Source organism: Peribacillus sp. QJM3NY_7 (assembly GCF_056173225.1).
In genome coordinates, this window is the sequence record NZ_CM149663.1 from 4,787,659 (window position 1) to 4,800,364 (window position 12,706).

Below are 12,706 nucleotides of genomic sequence, written 5' to 3' on the forward strand. Positions count from 1 at the left end.
ATAATAGAATCATAGTCGAACCGTCAACCGCGGATATCCCGTTTGTTATATCCGAGAAAGCCTGCAGCCAGTAATAAGATAGCTATGATTGTAAGCATGGATACTTTCATGAAATCCATATCTTCAACAGGAAGCTTCGGAATATGGCCGAACGGTGTTAGTTTTCCCATCCATTCCGGGAATTGAAGCATTCCCCCTAAATAAACGACTAAGATTGAGTAGGTCAAGTAAAGCCAAGTCAAGCCGGATAATTTTGGTGCAAAGCCAATAAACAGCACGGCGATACCAATCATGATCCACATCGCAGGCAGGTAGACCACCGCTGCACTAAATATAGTGCCGAAAGCAACCCCTTCATCCATCACGGAATTCCCGACTGCCCAAAGACCGATGTCAGCAAGCGCAAGCATGAGAAAACCGCCAATAACGGAGATGATAAGATAACTGCCCATAAGCCTTGTACGGGATACAGCACGGCTCAGTAAATGTTCAGTATGATTCTTTTTTTCTTCCCCTTTAAGTTTTAACATCGCCATTAAAGGCGGGATGGTGCATATCATGGCGATGACTGACATCAACATTGTCAAGAATTGTTCTGTCAGTGAATAGCCTTCAACTGGCGTCAATAGTTCGGCCATCATTTCATTTTTTGTAAAAAAGGATTCCAAATCACCTAAAACGGAACCGTAAGATGCTCCCAAAATGAACATCCCGGCTGCCCAGGCGATCAATCCTGTACGCTGAAGCCTCAGCGCGAGACCAAGCGGACTTTTTAAAAACGATGAAGCATATTTCCGACCGGGCTTAGCCGGAATGAATCCAGCTTCCAAATCACGGATGGCATTCAAATATAGAGATAAGGCAACCAAAATGATTGCCACACCGATCGTAAGGATGATTGGCCACCAATAATTATTCACATATACTTCTGAACCCAAAACCCAACCCAAGGGTGAAAACCAGGAAAGTGTTTCATTGCTGACATCCCCTATCGCCCGAATAAGATAGGAGAGAAGCAATACTGTGATGGAGTACCCAATCGTACCTCGAGCACTCTCGGTAAGCTGGGCAAATAATGCCGTTATTGCCGAGAAGAAAATACCGGTTGCCCCTAACGCAGCTCCATACATAAGGGAACCTTCCAAATCCATGCTTTCTATTCCCAGAGCATACAACCCGAAACCCATTATTATCGCGATCAACGCATTCGTTCCTAACGATACGGAAATGGTTGCATATAAATTAGCCAATCGTCCAGCCGGCAAAGAACGGATCATTTCGATACGGCCGTCCTCTTCATCTGCGCGTGTATGGCGTGTAACAAGTAAAATATTCATTATCCCCACGGCCATAGCGGTTAATAGTAACATTTGATGCGCCATCATCGCTCCGTTTGTATAGTCATCCAGGCCGTAACCTTTCCCCACCATCGCTGTCATTGCAGGGTTCTTCATCGTTTCTGCAATGGTTTGCCTTTCTAGCCCAGTCGGGTACAGATCGGTGAATGCCATCGCAACCATAAATGTAAGGACGGATAAGGAAATGATCCAAACAGGGATCCGGACCCGATCTTGCCGTACGATGAATCGGGAGAGCCTTCCTGTATTATGATAAGACTGGTTCTCCATTATAACGCACCTCCCGCCCCAGAATCTGGAGTCTTCCTTACACCTTCATAATGGCTCATGAATAAATCTTCCAATGTAGGCGGCGCGCTTTCCAATTTAACAATGCCAAACTGGCTTATATACTTCATGACATTATCCAATTCATCTGTATCCACTTGGAATGAAAGTGCCTGGTCTTTCATCACGATATCCCGAATACCGTTTACATTCCCTAAAGCAGGAATAGGATGCTTCGTTTCGACAAGCAAGCTCGTTCTCGTTAAATGTCGTAACTGATCCAATGTTCCCGTTTCAATTATTTGCCCTTGCCGAATGATGCCCACTTTATCGCATAACCTTTCCACTTCAGAAAGAATGTGGCTGGACAGCAATATGCTTTTTCCTTCATTTTTCGCGTTCATCACACATTCTTGGAAAACCCTTTCCATCAATGGATCTAGACCTGATGTTGGTTCATCCAATATATAAAGGTCGGCATCAGAAGAGAAAGCAGCAATCAAAGCAACCTTTTGCCTGTTTCCCTTTGAATACGTTCCACACTTCTTGGAAGGATCCAAATCGAATTTTTTTATTAGTTCTTCGCGCCTGCTTTTATTGTTCGTCCCGCGTAATTCAACAAATAGATCAATGACTTCCCCGCCTGTTAAGTTGGGCCATAGGTTCACATCTCCCGGAACATACGCGATTCGCTTATGAATTTCAACGGCATCTTTCCATGCATCCTTGCCAAAAATCTTCGCTTCCCCATCCGTCGCTTTTAAAATCCCGAGCAGCACACGGATCGTTGTTGATTTTCCAGCACCATTGGGACCGATGAATCCAAATACCTCCCCTTTATTCACTTCAATGTTCACACCATTTAAAGCGGTGAACTTTCCAAACTTTTTCGTTAAATCCGTTGTTTTCAATACTGACATTCCTCATCCACCTCTTTCTCATTAAAAAATATGAAATATTTTAACTGATTTAGTTCATAATATACAAAAGAAGAATTCCTGACAATAGTTAATGAACTAATTTAATTGTTCTATTACATATTTTTAATTAAACTAAGGTTGAGGTGAAACAAATGGACGGATTTCAACGACGCAGGGAACAAAAAAAATTGAATATATTAGAGGCTGCCTTGGCTTTATTCATGGAGTATGGTGTCCAAAAGATTTCGATTGGGGAAATAGCAAAAAAAGCAAATGTATCTCAAGTAACGATATATAATTACTTCGAAAGCAAACATAATCTAATTCATGAGGTTTTTGTTTATTATACAGATAAGGCATTGGATGAATTTGAACAAATACTGGCCAGCAACATCGCCTTCCCTGAAAAAATAAAGCAGCTCATGTTCACGAAGAATGAAACAGCCAAACAAATTCATGAAGATTTTTATCAATATTTAATGAAGGAATATACTTCCGGAGTCAATTATATGGAAAAAATATATACAGAAAAGGCCCTGCCCCGCTTTATCGATCTGTTTAACCAGGGGAAGGAACAAGGATATGTTGATCCGAACTTATCTAATGAAGCGATTTTATTTTATATAAAAGCAATGAATGAATATATCCAACGGGAAGAGGTTTATCAAAGCATCCTGCCTTTGACTGAGGATATTATGAAGATTTTGTTTTATGGGATCGTTGGGGAAAAAGAGAAATGAATGAAGAAAAAACGGTGTGAATCGATATCTCCCATTCACACCGTAACATCTTGTTTAAGAATTTTCCTGCACTCTTTAAGTCAATGTTAATAATTTCGCTGAAGTGTAATTATATTTCTCGATTGATAAATCAAAAACGGCTCCCGCTTTTAAAAAGACCGTACTTTCAACGATTAAAGTCGGGTCACCTGGCTGCAAGTCCAAAAGCCCAGCATCATCGTCATTAAGTTTTTCACACGAAATGATTTTATCCGCAAACCCGATATTCAACTTCAAATCCTCGACTATATATTCATAAATGGAACCATTTGCGATTTCTTTATTTATGATGGGAATGATATCTTTATTGAAAAAGGACTCTTCTATTACAATGGGTTGACCATTTAAGTATCTAACCCTTTTCAGGTTATAGATTTTGGTTTTTACATTGCATTTCATTCGTTTGGCCAATTTTTCATCAGCTTCTATTAATTCTAATTTCAACACTTTACTTTTCATTTCATCATTTGGAAACACTTTTGTTAAGCCACCCATATCCCTCATCGAAATGCAGCCCGGTCTGGTAAATTCCCTAAGGAATATGCCGCTTCCTTGAACTTGATAGATATACCCCTGCTCAACCAATATGTTGATTGCTTTTCTAATGGTGTTCCTGCTGACATCGAACTTCTTCATCATCTCTTCTTCAGTGGGTAACTTAGTATTTAATGTATATTTTCCATCTAATATTTCTTTCTCCATTTGTTCTACGACCATTCTATACTTTACAACCATATTTCCATATACCTTCCTCTATACATAATGATTTAGAACAATAACTTAGAATGAATGATAGGTTTTCTTTACAATAGTTTATTTTATAACGATTGTAAAGAAACCTCTGTTACTTTCAGACTGCTGACAAATCCGAAGAGAAGCCTAAAGTTTTTTCGAGAAAACATATAAAGAGAGTTTGCCTGCACAGTTTTTTTAATTAAAAGACGCTTCAGTCGATTCCAGAAATCCGCTCCCTTTCCGCCGACTGTCTTCCAAGCCTCCTCGGCGCAAGCGCCTGTGGGGTCTCGGCTAGACAGTATTTCGGCAGGAGTGTCGCATATTTCTTCCATCCAATGAGGATTACAGGAAAAAACTTTAAGGATAAACTAGTCTTAAACTTGGTTCGGAATAGACCAGCCTACAGTTTTTTCAAGAAAACGTTCCAGCTGATTTCAGAAATCCGCTCCCTTTCCGCCGACTGTCTGCCAAGCCTCCTTGGCTAAGCGCCTGTGGGGTCTCGGCTAGACAGTATTTCGGCTGGAGTATCGCATATTTCTTCCATCCAATGAGGATTACAGAAAAAAACTTAAAGGATAAACTAGTTTTAAACTTGGTTCGGAATAGATCAGCCTACAGTTTGTTCTAGAAAACATTCCAGCTGATTCCAGAAATTCGTCCCTTTCCGCCGACTGTCTGCCAAGCCTCCTCGGCGTAAGCGCCTGCCGGGTCTCGCTAGACAGTATTTCGGCAGGAGTGTCGCACTTCTTCCATCCTATATCGTATTCATAAAACAATAAAAAACATATAAAGAGAGTTTGCCTGCACAGTTTTTTAAATTAAAGGACGCTTCAGTCGATTCCAGAAATCCGCTCCCTTTCCGCCGACTGTCTGCCAAGCCTCCTCGGCGCAAGCGCCTTTGGGGTCTCGGCTAGACAGTTTTCGGCAGGAGTGTCGCATATTTCTTCCATCCAATGAGGATTATAGGTAAAAAAACTTAAAGGATAACCTAGTCTTAAACTTGTGAACTGCCTGCAGCTTTTCTTTTAAAACACAAAGTTGATTGGAACGGAAGGTACGAGACTCCTGCGGGAAAAGCGTGGCATGGGAGACCCCGCAGGCGCGCCCGCGGAAAGCGAGTGCCTGGAGTGGAAATCAACGTTCCCATTTTACAAACCCACAAAAAAGCTGTCGGCAAACAATTATTATCTAGTTTGTGAACAAAAGGGTTCTATCTAAATAAAACAAAGGTGACTAGAACGGAAGGTACGAGACTCCTGTGGGAAAAGCGCGTCGAAGGGAGACCCCGAGGGCCTGGAGTGGAAATCTTATGATGATATCTTGGTCGGCTTTGCGATGTATGGATTTTTCACTGGGGAAGGCGAAAATGGCAGAGTGTGGTTAGACCGCTTTTTCATTGCCTCTGCACATCAGGGTTTCAGGCTTGGAAGTATCATATTGGAGGCTTTAATAAAAAGAATAATAGAAGAATATGATTGTCCTGAAATCTATTTAAGCATAGTTGAAGATAATCAGGCTGCCCTTCATTTGTATAGGAAATTCGGCTTTGCATTCAATGGCGAATCAGATTATAACAATGAAAAGCTCATAGTCAAAAAGGTGTAAGTATCAAAATCCCTTTCAACTAAAAGTATGCAGTAAAAAAAGCCGCTTCCTCACTTTCCAGGGATCCGGCTTCTTTTGTTAAGTTGTTGTTGATTTCATAGTGCACGGTATTTTTTTAAGCTAATGATATTGATGGTGATGAAAACGATGGCAAAGGCCAGGAGAATGAGCAGATCCAGTAAGACCTCATTGAACGTGAAACCTTTGTACATAATGCCATTCATGGCATCCGATGCGTAATAGAGAGGCATGACCTTGCCGATTTTTTGGAGCCAGTCTGACATGCCATCCAATGGGAAAATCCCTGTAAAGAAGACTTGCGGCACGATGACCAATGGAATGAATTGTACCATTTGGAATTCGGATGTCGCGAAACTCGATAGTAATGTACCAAGCGATAATGCAACGAGCGCGACCAGTATATTCGTCAGTAAAACGAGCCAAATGGAGCCAACAAGGACGATATCCAATACATTGACAGCATATAGCACGACAATTATGGTTTGAATTAGAGCAAATAAGCCATATCCGATCACATAGCCCGCTACGATTTCGTATCTTTTAATCGGTGTGGCAAGCAGCCGTTCCAACGTACCACTTGTACGCTCCTTCAAAAGCGCGATCCCCGCTATTAAAAATACAAAGAAGAAAACGAAAAAGCTGACGAGCATCGGACTGAAGGTATCAAAACCCTTTGTGTTGGCATCTCCGTAAACATATTTCTCCTCAATTGAAGGAGTTTTTTTTTCATTCCCTTGCAAGCCTTGCATCATTTGCATTTGAACGGCCTTTGCCCGGGTCGGTTCGTCGTTCAAAAGTGTGAGTTTCATTTTGCCATTTTCAACATGCAGCCAGCCATCCGTATCCTTTTCAATCATCTTTTCCTGAGAGAATTCCTCAGAAGCCGTGACTTGAAAATCCACTTGTTTCAATGCTTTAACGATCGTTTCATCACTGCCTGTAACAACGATTTTCAAATCACTTGCCTCTGTATCGAAAATAAAATACATGAGCGTTAAAATGAGCAATGGAGCCAGGAAAAATAAAGCGAGCGTCCTTCGATCCCGGCGCATCTGCTGGGTAATGCGAGTAACAAGAGAGGCAATTCTCATTTTAGGCCGCCTCCAATCCTTAAAAAAACATCATCAAGCGTTTCCGCGGCAAATTGAGTTTTTAAAGCTGCAGGGGTTCCTGCCGCGATGATTTCACCTTCACGCAGCATCGCCAGTTTATCGCATCGTTCCGCTTCATCCATCACATGCGTCGTGATGATGATCGTCTTATCATCTTCATTTCTTAAACGTTCAAGTTCCTCCCAAATCGATTGTTTCAGCAAAGGGTCTATTCCTACTGTCGGTTCATCCAATATGAGAATCTCCGGATTTTGGATGAGTGCAACCGCAAGTGAAAGACGGCGTTTCATTCCCCCTGAATAATGGGCAACCCGAACGTTCAAATCATTCGTCAGCTGTACGATTTCAGCTGCATATTGAATGCGTTCCCTTCGTTCCTTTTTCGAAAAACGGTATAGCTTCGCAAAAAATTCGAGGTTTTCAGCTCCCGTCAATTCTGTATATAAAGCATCGGACTGTGCCATATAGCCGACATCCATTAACAGGGCTTCATTTGGCACTTCATGATCCAGAACCGTGACTTTACCCGTATCGGGTTTAATCAATCCGACAATCATTTTAATCAAGGTCGTCTTTCCGCATCCGGATGGACCTAGCAAACCAAAAATTCCGCTTTTTTCAATATCCAGGCTCATTGGCTGAATGACCTTCTTCTGCTTGAAACCCTTAGCAATTCCATCAATGGAAATCGCCTTTTTCATTGCACACACATCCTCCCTCTTTAATTAACACGGTGTTGAGTGTATCATCATTCTAAGGTAGCATTCGGTCTAATACAATCAACACATTTGGAAAAATGTTTAGTGAAGGAGACATTCCATGGCATCGATTCATGAGGATATGGTACAAAAGACGAAAAAACAGATACAACATCATTTTATTGCACTTATCGAAGCAGAGGGGTTCTCACATGTATCCGTGAAGAAAATTGCAGAGCGCGCCAATATTAATCGGGGCACATTCTATTTGCACTACACAGATAAATATGAATTGATGGATCACTTACAGCAGGAATTGTTACATGAACTTCAAACCCGCATTACTGCCATTTTGCCTAAAGAGGCTTTTTTGGCTCTTAATCAACAGCAACTTTATCCGCCTTTCATAGCGATTTTTCAATTCATCAGTGAACATGCTCACGCATTAAGGGCCATTCTTGGTGATCAGGGAGACCCTTCTTTTGCGAAAAAAATAAAACGGGTTTTCGGTGAAGTACTGTTGGAGCGTTTGATCAGCCTGCATCCTGCAGCTAAAGATGAAGCATTCCGCATGTATATGCACGCCTTCCTGACATCGGCGATTTTAGGGGTGATTACTGAGTGGCTGGAGAACTGTGAGGAACAAACGGCGGAAGAAATGGCGAAAATCCATTTTCAAATCTTGAACTTCATCAGCCAATTGCGCACATTCATCCAATGAACGATTTTAGTTGGAGATACCTATTCCACACAAAAGAATGGAAGGGTATTTCCAGGATACTAATGCATTTCTTAATGTCATCGCTTCTCCCCCTTTGACCGTACAATAAAAAACCCCGTCCCCAAGGAACGCGACCAATTTGCGATGCCCCCCATACATACCCAACAATCCTCGATTGCTCTCGGAAAGTGGTCATTTCATTTCATTTTACTTTTCTCTTCTCTACGTCCACATTATTAATTACTAAATTTTAACATTAATAGTTCGATACTGTAAATAACGCAAAAAAACTCATTAAATATAATGAGTTTAAAAGCAAAACAAGATATGGATTTTTCGCTCACCGTTCCTGGATAGAACACAGGGATTACAATAATTGAATACCGCTATGAATGTTGGAATCAGTTGATTTACCTTGGGGAAAACAGTTTTAAAAACGGATTCTTTTTCTTATCCGTTATCCTTAATTCATTCATGATGATTTGATCCTCATGATCGGCTATCCATTTCCTTAGTGCATCTTTATCCTGGCATTGTGTTAAATATGTTTGGCCACCCTTGCCTGTAGCATTGATAACATATCTATTGAACGTCTTCTCCATAATTGCCCGCCTTTTTAATAAAATGTATTGAATTTAACTAATAATGTACTGCTTTTTTCTTTATCTTTTACAAAAGAAATATAATATATCTATTACAAATTTTGATTGGCAATAGCATGTTCTGCTTGAAATTATTGAATAAAGTACATCGATGCCGGTTATCATAATTGGATTAATCGAACCTATCATAATGTGCTAACTAATATTTGTCAATACGTTTTTTTAATGTAAATAAAACGTAAATTTTCAGTTTTGTTAAAGAAATATATTTTTCCGATTTAGGGGTTTACAACTGCTAAATGATGGGAGTAGAATACGTTTATCAATTTAATGCATTTCGGCCAAAACTCATGGTAAATGAGTACGGAGGACCCAATCATTTGGGGTTAATTCTGCCTTGCAGAAGGGATGAGATCAGCTCTTTCGCCATCCTACCCGTCAGCTAACTTCGTCGGCTAAAGCGAAGGAGGTCATAAGACCGCCTATTTCGGGAGCTTTTTTTGCACGCTTTTTGTGGCAATACAGCTATTCGATGTTTTCGCAGGTCTTTTTATTATGCTTTTAAAAAGATTCGAAAAGCAGATTGTTGATTAAAAGTCATACAGTAGGGATGATCATTTGAGAATGACAAAAAATTTATTGGATCCGCCAAAAATACTTGTACTCGGCTTTGCCATCCTGATACTTATCGGGGCCTATTTATTGACCCTGCCGGTTTCCACAGAAAATGGCCATGGTCTTTCTTTTCTGGATGCTTTATTCACCTCGACTTCCGCTACATGTGTAACAGGGCTGGTCGTAGTGGACACGGGATCGACCTTCACCACTTTTGGTGAGTTGGTCATCTTAACACTGATTCAGATAGGCGGCTTAGGGTTCATGTCATTTGCGACGTTTTTCTTTTTCCTTCTAGGCAAAAAGATTTCCTTAAAAGGCAGGTTACTCTTGCAGGAGTCCTTAAATAATCTATCCATGGCGGGTGTAGTCAGATTAGTGAAACGGCTTTTAATTTTCACGGCCATCATTGAGGGTGTGGGTGCCCTTATCTTATCGATTCGCTTTTCTTTTGACATGCCAACCGGCAAAGCGATCTATTACGGGGTTTTTCATTCCGTCTCGAATTTCAATAATGCCGGCTTTGATTTAATGGGGGAATTCAGGAGTTTGACCCCATATGCATCGGATCCATTCGTAACCCTTACCGTCGCCTTCCTCATCACGGTTGGCGGGATAGGCTTTATCGTGATGAATGAACTATACGAATATCGGAATGCACATCGTTTATCCGTACATACGAAGATCGTTCTGACGACTAGCGTGACCCTTACGATTGCCGGCGCGATTTTAATCTTTTTATTCGAATACGGCAATGCCAAGACATTGCAGCCTTTATCTTTCATGGGTAAAATGCTGTCGTCCTTATTTCAATCGGTATCACCAAGGACGGCAGGCTCCAACACGCTGAATATCCCTGATTTAACACAGCCTGCATTACTGCTCATCATTTTCTTGATGTTCGTTGGGGCATCACCCGGATCGACTGGCGGCGGGATTAAAACGACGACATTGGCCACGCTTGTAGGAACGGTTTGGTCACAGATCAAAGGTAAGGGTGATGTGGTCTTGTTCCGTCACCGCATCGTGAGTGAAACGATCTTTAAAGCATTATCCGTTACGTTCATTGGTGTATTCATGGTTTCCATCATCTCCATTCTGCTGACCATCACTGAAAGCGGAACTGATTTCTTGATGATTTTGTTCGAAGCCACTTCAGCATTCGCCACCGTGGGACTTTCAATGGGTTTGACCCCGGAATTATCACCGGTTGGCCGGATGCTCATCATTTTCACGATGTTTGCAGGCCGTGTCGGTCCTTTGACTTTGGCCTTTGCTATCGCCATGAGGCGCAAGCCAGATCCGTTCCGACGTCCAAAAGGGAAAATCATGATTGGTTAATAATGAATGAAGGAGTGTAAAAGATGGGAAAACGACAATACGCCGTGATAGGTTTAGGCAGATTCGGAACCAGTGTGGCCCATAGATTATATACGGCAGGCCAAGAGGTCTTGGGTATTGATGTGAACGAGGAAAGAGTCGAAAATGCGGAACTGAACGTTACCCATGCCGTCATGGCGGATACGACCGAAGAAGAGACATTGAAAGCAATCGGAATCCGTAATTTCGATTGTGTCATCGTAGCCATCGGAAATGACATGCAATCGAGCATTTTAACTACCTTGCTTTTAAAAGAGCTTGGGATCAAAAAAGTCATTGCCAAAGCACTTAATAAAAATCACGGTCAGGTGCTCACAAAAGTCGGTGCCGACTGGGTCATCTATCCTGAGAGGGATATGGGGGAACGGGTCGCGAACCAGCTCCTTTCCCCTAACATGCTGAACTATATCGAGCTTTCTAAAGAATACAATATCGAGGAAATCATCCTCCCCATGAGCATGAAGGGAAAAAGCCTCAGGGAGCTTGATTTACGGGCAAAATATAATATCAGCGTCATTGCCATCGTGAGTAATGGAGAAATCATCATAGCACCGTCACCGGATCAGGATATCCATGAAAAAGATATGCTTTTAGTGGTTGGCAATAAAGAAGATCTAGCCGTCTTTGCCAATATTGAATAAAATCCGGCAGGTTCCGGCTCTTGCTCCTTTTGAAGGCTAATACATACGAGAAGACCGCCATATGGAGGCCTTCTCGATGAAACTTATAACGAACATCCCCGAGCCCTGGGTATGTATGTATTATTTTATCGTACTGATCGCTTGGGCAAGAGTGGACTTTATTGTCACTTTATCAAAAGGCAGTTGAAGCTTAACGGCAGTCATGGCTATTTCCGGCCGAAGTCCTGAAAGGGTTGTTTGAATTCCGATCAAATGCAAGGATTCAATCAATTGAGACAGCTGGTGTGCGGATCCGCTATCTATTGAATGAACGCCGGATAGGTCAATGAAAAGCCTGGTGACATTTTTTTCAGCGCACTTTTGTAAGGTGTTTTCAAGCAAGGACATGCCCCTCGTCGTGTCAATATCGCCTATCAGGGGAAGCAATGCCGTGTTATCTTTAAGGGAAATGATGGGTGTGCTCAATTCATCGATCGTTGCCTGTTGGGCTTTCATGATTTTATTGGCATACCTATGATTCGCTTCCGTAAACCTCTCCATCACTTCACTGAACACCTTCACCACAATCCGATACCAGGAGTTTATTTCCTCCTGTGTATATTGATCTCCATGTAATTTCACAAACCGGTCAATATAACCCAGGTATTGCTCTTGCGTACGGAAAAACTCCCTCAATATAAAATAGATGGGTGTGTTTAAATGCTGCTGATCCTGACCGATCGCTTCAATCCAATCACCAAGCTGCTTAAAGAATTCCCTCTCCTCTGTATCAAAAACCTGAAAGAAACGTAAATGGAATTCATTATTTTGCTGCTTAAGTTTTTTAATCACTTTGGGATCGGTTGAGCTATATACACCAGTACTATCACTTTTATTCAAGGATGCGTACCAATCCTCAGTCAATTGTGCTGCCACACCCAATAAAAAGGCATATAATTCTTTATTTACGTGCATAAACTCCTCCTATTTAGTTTTTTATAAAAAGCAATCGATAAATCTAATTTATCAAAACAGCAAGCATCAAAGACAACCTCTTCCATACTTAAAACCTTAAGCTCTCTGATTCCTGATGGCCCCCTCTTTCCATTTACCTTCCCAGCTGTTTTTGAAACCATGTTTTTTAAAAAAAGATCAGCAAAAGCCTTCATCTATCATTCTGGTAAATACCCGTTTCTAAAACTTTATAGTGTTGTTATAGTTTACCATTTTTATTTTTTGTTAACAATTTCCACGCAAAAAAGGACCTGATCCC

General features: G+C 41.4%; 13 protein-coding genes and 1 riboswitch. Of the genes, 5 read left to right on the forward strand and 8 right to left on the reverse strand.

Going from position 1 to position 12,706, the window contains the following annotated elements; all coding sequences use genetic code 11:
• Nucleotides 1-23 precede the first annotated feature (23 nt).
• Together AC0VX1_RS23050 and AC0VX1_RS23055 are read right to left on the reverse strand one after the other, a co-directional pair.
• Nucleotides 24-1,628, reverse strand: a complete 1,605-nt coding sequence (locus tag AC0VX1_RS23050) for an ABC transporter permease (protein ID WP_475469223.1) — start codon at nt 1,626-1,628, stop codon at nt 24-26.
• Nucleotides 1,628-2,545 (reverse strand): ABC transporter ATP-binding protein, encoded by a 918-nt coding sequence (locus AC0VX1_RS23055; RefSeq protein ID WP_413022080.1) that lies wholly within the window; start codon nt 2,543-2,545, stop codon nt 1,628-1,630. The genes AC0VX1_RS23050 and AC0VX1_RS23055 overlap by 1 nt, the downstream gene beginning before the upstream one ends.
• Before the next feature lie 152 nt (nt 2,546-2,697).
• Here AC0VX1_RS23055 and AC0VX1_RS23060 point away from each other — a divergent pair, with 152 nt between their 5' ends.
• The gene (locus AC0VX1_RS23060; RefSeq protein ID WP_463500665.1) at nt 2,698-3,285 is read left to right on the forward strand and encodes a TetR/AcrR family transcriptional regulator; all 588 of its coding nucleotides are present in this window, start codon (nt 2,698-2,700) and stop codon (nt 3,283-3,285) included.
• A 75-nt stretch (nt 3,286-3,360) separates the two neighbouring features.
• On the opposite strand, the gene AC0VX1_RS23065 is transcribed toward AC0VX1_RS23060, so the two are convergent.
• Nucleotides 3,361-4,059, reverse strand: coding sequence for a GntR family transcriptional regulator (locus AC0VX1_RS23065; protein WP_413022078.1), 699 nt, complete (start codon nt 4,057-4,059; stop codon nt 3,361-3,363).
• A 1,317-nt stretch (nt 4,060-5,376) separates the two neighbouring features.
• On the opposite strand from AC0VX1_RS23065, the gene AC0VX1_RS23070 reads away from it, so the two are divergent.
• Nucleotides 5,377-5,664, forward strand: coding sequence for a GNAT family N-acetyltransferase (locus AC0VX1_RS23070; protein ID WP_475471867.1), 288 nt, complete (start codon nt 5,377-5,379; stop codon nt 5,662-5,664).
• Nucleotides 5,665-5,759: 95 nt separating this feature from the next.
• Here AC0VX1_RS23070 and AC0VX1_RS23075 read toward each other — a convergent pair whose 3' ends face one another.
• Together AC0VX1_RS23075 and AC0VX1_RS23080 are read right to left on the reverse strand one after the other, a co-directional pair.
• On the reverse strand, nt 5,760-6,776 hold the full coding sequence (locus AC0VX1_RS23075) for an ABC transporter permease (protein ID WP_475469226.1): 1,017 nt from the start codon (nt 6,774-6,776) through the stop codon (nt 5,760-5,762).
• A complete protein-coding gene (locus AC0VX1_RS23080; RefSeq protein ID WP_475469228.1) occupies nt 6,773-7,498 on the reverse strand; it encodes an ABC transporter ATP-binding protein in 726 nt (241 codons plus the stop codon). Before AC0VX1_RS23080 ends, AC0VX1_RS23075 begins: the two co-directional genes overlap by 4 nt.
• A gap of 118 nt (nt 7,499-7,616) precedes the next feature.
• On the opposite strand from AC0VX1_RS23080, the gene AC0VX1_RS23085 reads away from it, so the two are divergent.
• Nucleotides 7,617-8,216 (forward strand): TetR/AcrR family transcriptional regulator, encoded by a 600-nt coding sequence (locus AC0VX1_RS23085; protein WP_063589913.1) that lies wholly within the window; start codon nt 7,617-7,619, stop codon nt 8,214-8,216.
• A gap of 410 nt (nt 8,217-8,626) precedes the next feature.
• Here AC0VX1_RS23085 and AC0VX1_RS23090 read toward each other — a convergent pair whose 3' ends face one another.
• Nucleotides 8,627-8,818, reverse strand: a complete 192-nt coding sequence (locus AC0VX1_RS23090; protein ID WP_034310797.1) for a hypothetical protein — start codon at nt 8,816-8,818, stop codon at nt 8,627-8,629.
• 329 nt (nt 8,819-9,147) lie between these two features.
• A riboswitch (cyclic di-AMP (ydaO/yuaA leader) is annotated at nt 9,148-9,290 on the forward strand.
• Nucleotides 9,291-9,442: 152 nt separating this feature from the next.
• Between AC0VX1_RS23090 and AC0VX1_RS23095 the strand changes: the two genes are divergently transcribed.
• Both AC0VX1_RS23095 and AC0VX1_RS23100 read left to right on the forward strand, forming a co-directional pair.
• Nucleotides 9,443-10,774: a TrkH family potassium uptake protein gene (locus AC0VX1_RS23095; protein WP_475469231.1), complete on the forward strand. Its 1,332-nt coding sequence runs from the start codon at nt 9,443-9,445 to the stop codon at nt 10,772-10,774.
• Nucleotides 10,775-10,797: 23 nt separating this feature from the next.
• Entirely contained in the window at nt 10,798-11,454 is a 657-nt protein-coding gene (locus tag AC0VX1_RS23100) for a potassium channel family protein (protein WP_034310793.1), read from the forward strand.
• A gap of 120 nt (nt 11,455-11,574) precedes the next feature.
• Here the strand turns inward: AC0VX1_RS23100 and AC0VX1_RS23105 are convergent, their stop codons facing one another.
• A complete protein-coding gene (locus AC0VX1_RS23105) occupies nt 11,575-12,408 on the reverse strand; it encodes an STAS domain-containing protein (RefSeq protein ID WP_475469234.1) in 834 nt (277 codons plus the stop codon).
• Nucleotides 12,399-12,602: a hypothetical protein gene (locus AC0VX1_RS23110; RefSeq protein ID WP_413011447.1), complete on the reverse strand. Its 204-nt coding sequence runs from the start codon at nt 12,600-12,602 to the stop codon at nt 12,399-12,401. Before AC0VX1_RS23110 ends, AC0VX1_RS23105 begins: the two co-directional genes overlap by 10 nt.
• Nucleotides 12,603-12,706: the final 104 nt, after the last annotated feature.

What these genes read in the sequence shown, in the direction of transcription:
- AC0VX1_RS23050 (WP_475469223.1), bottom strand. Translation starts at nt 1,628, where the DNA reads ATGGAGAACCAGTCTTATCATAATACAGGAAGGCTCTCCCGATTCATC.
- AC0VX1_RS23055 (WP_413022080.1), bottom strand. Translation starts at nt 2,545, where the DNA reads ATGTCAGTATTGAAAACAACGGATTTAACGAAAAAGTTTGGAAAGTTC.
- AC0VX1_RS23060 (WP_463500665.1), top strand. Translation starts at nt 2,698, where the DNA reads ATGGACGGATTTCAACGACGCAGGGAACAAAAAAAATTGAATATATTA.
- AC0VX1_RS23065 (WP_413022078.1), bottom strand. Translation starts at nt 4,059, where the DNA reads ATGGTTGTAAAGTATAGAATGGTCGTAGAACAAATGGAGAAAGAAATA.
- AC0VX1_RS23075 (WP_475469226.1), bottom strand. Translation starts at nt 6,776, where the DNA reads ATGAGAATTGCCTCTCTTGTTACTCGCATTACCCAGCAGATGCGCCGG.
- AC0VX1_RS23080 (WP_475469228.1), bottom strand. Translation starts at nt 7,498, where the DNA reads ATGAAAAAGGCGATTTCCATTGATGGAATTGCTAAGGGTTTCAAGCAG.
- AC0VX1_RS23085 (WP_063589913.1), top strand. Translation starts at nt 7,617, where the DNA reads ATGGCATCGATTCATGAGGATATGGTACAAAAGACGAAAAAACAGATA.
- AC0VX1_RS23090 (WP_034310797.1), bottom strand. Translation starts at nt 8,818, where the DNA reads ATGGAGAAGACGTTCAATAGATATGTTATCAATGCTACAGGCAAGGGT.
- AC0VX1_RS23095 (WP_475469231.1), top strand. Translation starts at nt 9,443, where the DNA reads ATGACAAAAAATTTATTGGATCCGCCAAAAATACTTGTACTCGGCTTT.
- AC0VX1_RS23100 (WP_034310793.1), top strand. Translation starts at nt 10,798, where the DNA reads ATGGGAAAACGACAATACGCCGTGATAGGTTTAGGCAGATTCGGAACC.
- AC0VX1_RS23105 (WP_475469234.1), bottom strand. Translation starts at nt 12,408, where the DNA reads ATGCACGTAAATAAAGAATTATATGCCTTTTTATTGGGTGTGGCAGCA.
- AC0VX1_RS23110 (WP_413011447.1), bottom strand. Translation starts at nt 12,602, where the DNA reads ATGAAGGCTTTTGCTGATCTTTTTTTAAAAAACATGGTTTCAAAAACA.